Source organism: Methylophaga sp. UBA5088, assembly GCF_002414625.1.
Lineage (GTDB): Bacteria > Pseudomonadota > Gammaproteobacteria > Nitrosococcales > Methylophagaceae > Methylophaga > Methylophaga marina.
In genome coordinates this window covers 15,779-20,806 of sequence record NZ_DIAC01000036.1, presented here as the reverse complement: position 1 = coordinate 20,806, position 5,028 = coordinate 15,779, and the positions used below count along the sequence as shown (strand labels likewise).

General features: G+C 41.7%; 4 protein-coding genes. 1 reads left to right on the top strand and 3 read right to left on the bottom strand.

What is annotated here, in order from left to right:
* Positions 1-2,221: autotransporter outer membrane beta-barrel domain-containing protein (locus B4K20_RS04995; RefSeq protein ID WP_289282094.1), on the bottom strand; the 2,221-nt coding region annotated here is incomplete at its 3' end.
* A 629-nt stretch (positions 2,222-2,850) separates the two neighbouring features.
* The gene (locus B4K20_RS04990) at positions 2,851-3,435 is read right to left on the bottom strand and encodes a CGNR zinc finger domain-containing protein (protein WP_289244684.1); all 585 of its coding nucleotides are present in this window, start codon (positions 3,433-3,435) and stop codon (positions 2,851-2,853) included.
* Between the two features lie 139 nt (positions 3,436-3,574).
* Between B4K20_RS04990 and B4K20_RS04985 the strand changes: the two genes are divergently transcribed.
* Entirely contained in the window at positions 3,575-4,450 is an 876-nt protein-coding gene (locus B4K20_RS04985; RefSeq protein WP_289282093.1) for an alpha/beta fold hydrolase, read from the top strand.
* Between the two features lie 65 nt (positions 4,451-4,515).
* Here B4K20_RS04985 and cysC read toward each other — a convergent pair.
* Positions 4,516-5,028: adenylyl-sulfate kinase (cysC, locus tag B4K20_RS04980; RefSeq protein ID WP_289282092.1), on the bottom strand; the 513-nt coding region annotated here is incomplete at its 5' end.

The following is a 5,028-nucleotide window of genomic DNA, read 5'->3' as shown; positions in this document are numbered from 1 at the left end:
TAGCCGTACTAACCGAAGAGCCCATGGTAACCGTGCGTGAAGCATCCACTTTATGCAAACCAAAGCCAAGGCTAGCATTAACGTAGATCTGATCCTGTTGCCAACTACCGTAAGTGGCCGCTTGGTATGAATCGATAGTGCTGTTACCTGAATAAGGATCAACATCAGTGTGGGCATAACTGCCTGCGACCCCCATCACAAACTCATGCCAATCAGCATCAATACCAAATGCCAAGCCGCTGGTTTGATAGTCAGCACCGCGTGCGTTATGGCTATCATCAATGTCGTTAAAACTGCCAAAGCCCTGTGCCCACCAGCCTCGTTGTTGTGGCAGGCCGGATGCTGAACCAGAATTCATACCACTAACGTTGAACTGATTATTAAAGGCCAGTGAGCCAGATCCACTTTGACTGCCATGATTGAATAATAACTGATTAAACTGTGAAGCTACGGAACGGGTGATCAGTTGGTTGTTGCTGTGCTGAACACCACTCAAACTATCAAAAGCTTGTCTTGCAGCTAAACTGGATAAGGGCGTGATCTGACTTACTAAATCACTTAGCTGGCTAGTGTTGTTATCAATAGCCATTGCCACTGCTCGTTGGTTACGCGTGCTGGCCACATCACTAAAGTTAGTACTATTGCGAGTCAACTTAAGAAACACATTATTGGCATCATAATTCAAGGTCGGCGTTAAAAAGGCCAGATTGGCATTCACACTATCAAAGGTTGTACCACCCAGTCCGCCGGTGGCGGTAAGAATCGTATAGTCTGTGGCATACGCATAAGTGCCTGGTGCCGCTTTCACATTGACGATACCGCTGGTTAACGTGGCGCTGCCTGTTGCATCGATTTTATCGCTATTCCCTGCTGCATTCACTTCTACATCGTAGTTACCGCCGCCACTAAAATCCACATCTCCCGACACATTGATGGTGCCGATGGAATTACCGGGAGCAAAGGTACCGCCATTGATAAAGACATCACCCATGGTGCCAGTACCACCCAGCGTTCCGCCACTATTCACGGTAGTCATGGAATTACTTATTGAGCCGTTGACTGACAGGGTACCTGAGTTGACTGTTGTAGCCCCAGTGTATGTATTGATGCCGATTAAATTAAAAAGACCTGTGCCCTGTTTAGTGAAGCTACCTGTGCCACTGATAGCACCAGCGTAGCTTGATGCATCAGAACGATTAAAAATAAGCGAGCTATTGTTGATAACGTCGCCAGTACCTAAGGTTCCAGTCGTGCCACCATCGCCGATTTGTAGAGTGCCAGCAGAAATAGTTGTGATGCCTGAGTATGAATTATTTCCGGTTAAGATGAAGCTGCCAGCCCCTTGTTTAGTTAACTGACCACTACCTAAAATCACACCATTATATGTGGTTGAAGTATTGTCGGACCCTGTTGTTAGTGGTTGGCCACTTTTTATGTCGACCATTCCACCCGTACCTCCCAGTGAACCAATGGTTAAGCTCTGGCTATCGACGGCTAGGGTACCGTTATTCACGCTAACGGCACTATTGTTGCCCAAAGCTGATAGATTCCTAGTCATTAGCGTGCCATCAATGACTGTGGTGCGGCCAGTGTAGATGTTAGAGTTCAATAAAACGAGAGTGCCACCACCTGATTTAACTAAATCGCCAGTGCCACTTAGAGTACTACTATAGAAGCTTGTCGCATTTGTCCCTATATTCACTATATACACGCTGTTGTTGATGATGTTTCCACTGATAGCTAGACTGCGCGTTTCTAATGTTCCTGCAGAAATGGTTGTATCGCCAGTGTAGTTTTTAAAACCTGCCAGGATTAGCTTCCCATCGCCCAACTTGGTTAATGCATTAGGTGATACGCCCCCAAACATACCGACAATAGTTCTAATAGTTGCCGTATGATCAGCATTTGTCACGGTATATGTATTGACAGGATTAGCAAATAGAACTGCATTGGCATTATTAGTCTTGGTCAATAAATAGCCATCGGAATTAAATGTTATATCTCCGACAGACTGAGCGGAATCCAAAGTTACTGTACCGCCTGTGCCATCAAACACTGCATTATCACCGTCTCCCCAAGCTTGGTTAGTTGTGCCTGAAGCATCACTAGTCCAGTTGGTAGACGTATTCCAATTTCCCGAACCACCCACTGGAGACCCATTACCGCTGGTAGTATCTGTTCCATCCCAATAAAGCGTGTCTGCGGTGGCATAATGGCTCATTCCAAAATATATCAACGGCAACATAGTTTTGGTGAGTGATTTTAGTTTCCTACGAGGCGATTTTGTGAATATTTGGTTCGGTGATTTCATCTTATTTCTTAATTTATTTTTAAACGAGGTTTGTAATTAAAGGTGTCTTCATGTGCTGGTAAGGTCACACTCAATATTTTTTGGTTTTCAGTTTATTTATTATCTTTATTAATCAATTAACTACAGATAAAAATAACTTTCTTTTGTCACATGCATACCCTCTATTTGGCAAAATTAGCTTGCTTGATTTTGTATGTTGAGTTGGCAAAAACTGATCCACGACATCACCTAAAGGGCTTAGTAAATTTAGGTAAAGCAGAAAGTGTGTATGCATTTCTCATATCCGATTTACCTGTGTAATCCAGCTCATGTAGGCATTGCTCCTGAGGCTTTCCGCTTTGATTCACATGATGTTAGGCAATCTTTAATTAACAAACTCATTAGCGGATGGAGCATAAAGAAATTTGGCATTAAAAACTATCAGCCAAAAGTATGATTTTTGAAAAAAGTGGAATTTTGAAATATTGGAGAGAATAACTGACAAAAGTCTCTTGTAACCATTTGAGTTACGTGGACTCTGCCAGCCATGATTGTAAGATTTATTGGACTTTTTGCTTTCTGTATTTAGCCACTTTATGTCTGTTGCCACAAAGCGCCATACTGCACCAGCGTCTTTTATGTGTTTTGGTGCGATCTAAAAACCACAGTATGCACTCCTCGTGTTCACATACTCTGACCAGATTAAAATCTACCTCTGCTAATAGTGCAGCGGCTGCTTCTGTTATCGGAGCAAAAACTTGTTCGACCGTATCCTGCTTATAACAACGGTGTTGCTGCCATTGCCCTTCCGCATTTTTTTGCAGACGGACCCAGCTCAGCGATGCATCAAGAAAAGGTTCTAAAGACTTAATACTGTCTAGCGAATCCCCTTTCTTTTTTACCACCAGCTTACGAATGACTTCTCTTAACAATCTTGCAGTCTTGAGTAACTCGCCTTGCTTAAACGTTTTATGTGAAGTGAGCTTAATATTCGCTACAGTTTCCAACCAATAAATAACATCTTCATCCGTTTGCCAAAAATCGTCCTGCTGTTTATTCACGATAGCCACTGTATTCAACATATCCAATACAGGATGATCAGCAATAACAATAGGCTTTCTGGTTATATTTCTAGCGTTGGTCATACCTTCTCACTCAGTTTATTCACATAACATTGTAACCATTAAAAACACAATTGACTAGTTACATAAAAACTCACATACTGCACTGCACATGTAACCTGAAAAGTTACATTTTAGAAGTTACACAATAAAGGAGAGAAGAATGACTAAAAACAGACATCATCCTATTCGTTATAAATTTGTAGAGACTGATGGTGTGAGGTTGTTTTACCGTGAAGCCGGTGATGACAAATTACCCACACTCTTATTGCTACATGGTTTTCCAAGTTCATCACATCAATTCCGTGAACTCATTCCCTTGTTAGCTGATAAGTTCCATATTATTGCGCCTGATTTACCTGGCTTTGGCTTTACTGAGGTGCCTGCTACTCGCCACTACACTTATAACTTTGATAGCTTGGGCGACACATTGGTGAAATTTGTTGATACGCTGAAGCTGGATAAATACTCCATCTACGTATTTGACTATGGTGCCCCTGCTGGTCTGCGTCTGGCATTAGCTTATCCGGAACGTGTAACCGGCTTTATCTCACAAAATGGTAATGCTTATATGGAAGGTCTAGGTGATGCCTGGGCACCTGTTCAAGCATATTGGGATGAACCAAATGCAGAAAATCGTCAGGTAGTACATGATGCTATTCTTAATCTGGAAGGTACACGCTGGCAGTATGCTCATGGAGTAGAAAATGAGGAGTTGTTAGCACCGGAAGCTTATTATCTGGATACATTTTTATTTGAACGTGGAGGCAATAAAGAGATTCAGTTAGACCTGTTTCTTGACTATCAAAATAACCTGAAAATCTATCCCAAGTTTCAGCAGTTCTTTCGAGACACTCAAATTCCATCACTGATTATCTGGGGTAAACACGATCCTTTCTTTATCCCACCCGGTGCAGAGGCTTATAAGCGAGATAATCCAAATGCCGTGGTCGAGTTACTAGAGACCGGCCATTTTGCTCTGGAAACCCATGTTAGCTACATCGCTCAACGTATTCGTGAAGTTATCGGTGACGAATAGTTCTGATATACAAAAGCCGCTAGTTTTTTCTAGCGGCTTTTTTTATAGCTTTATTTGCGCAGAAGTTATTTCATATAGTGCTTTTTAATATAGTTAGTAATGACTTGTGCTGATTCTTCTATACTCAGCTTCTCTGTCTCAATCACAATTTCAGCATGTTCCGGTTCTTCGTACACATCACTGATGCCCGTAAAATTTTTCAGCTCACCTCGAAGTGCTCTTTCATAACTTCCGGTTGTGTCTCTTTTTTTACAGGTTTCAATATCCGTTTTCACATAAACAACAATGTTATTTTTCACCATATTTCTTAATGCTTTACGTGATTCTTTATAGGGACTAATAAAAGAAGCGACAGTGGAGATGGAATTATTTTGTAACGTTTTGATTAAGTGCCCCACTCTACTTAGATGTCTGTTACGTTCTTCTCTTGAAAAGCCGATGTTAGGAATTAGATCACGAATATCTTTGGAGTCTATTCGTTCGATGGGTATTTGCATTTTTTCTAATTCAACGTAAACAGCATCTGCGATAACTGTTTTCCCGGATGCGGGTAAACCTGTAAACCAGAGATTAAATGG

Excerpts from the sequence above, each read along its gene's own strand:
- B4K20_RS04990 (WP_289244684.1), bottom strand. The coding sequence starts at position 3,435 with ATGACCAACGCTAGAAATATAACCAGAAAGCCTATTGTTATTGCTGAT.
- B4K20_RS04985 (WP_289282093.1), top strand. The coding sequence starts at position 3,575 with ATGACTAAAAACAGACATCATCCTATTCGTTATAAATTTGTAGAGACT.